The organism is Vibrio sp. 10N.222.55.C6 (genome assembly GCF_041473395.1).
Lineage (GTDB): Bacteria > Pseudomonadota > Gammaproteobacteria > Enterobacterales > Vibrionaceae > Vibrio > Vibrio crassostreae_C.
This window is the reverse complement of record NZ_JBFRSD010000688.1, coordinates 1-395: the sequence shown is the minus strand read 5'-3', so window position 1 is coordinate 395 and position 395 is coordinate 1. Positions and strand designations below refer to the sequence as shown.

Genomic DNA, 395 nt, shown 5'->3' with positions numbered 1-395 from the left:
GCCCCTTAGTTGACTGTGCCGTGGCGGTTATTGTATATGCCATGCTGCTTGAACTTGCGACAGAAAATACATAGCGATCACTTGGTGATTCACATATAGCACAAGCCCCTCCTGAAATAATACTGCCCCAGTTATAGACACCGTTGTATGACTGCTCAAGTGTGAGTTGTATTTTTGCCATATCAGCTAATGCTGCTGTTCTATGCGATTTAATGACATGTTCGGTATAGCTTGGGTAGGCGATAGCGGTTAGCACTCCAATAATAGCCACTGCGACCAATAGTTCGATCAATGTCATCCCTTTGCAACTTAAGTTGTTGTTGTTGCATTTATTTTTTCGAATCATCACGAGTAGTTCCTTCTCTATATTCAGCCTATTTTTCTTCGGTGGTAGC

1 protein-coding gene is annotated in these 395 nt (G+C 42.5%); it reads right to left on the bottom strand.

Annotation, left to right across the window (positions count from 1 at the left end; all coding sequences use genetic code 11):
* Positions 1 to 346: type IV pilin protein (locus AB4486_RS25655; RefSeq protein WP_372119554.1), on the bottom strand; the 346-nt coding region annotated here is incomplete at its 3' end.
* Positions 347 to 395: the final 49 nt, after the last annotated feature.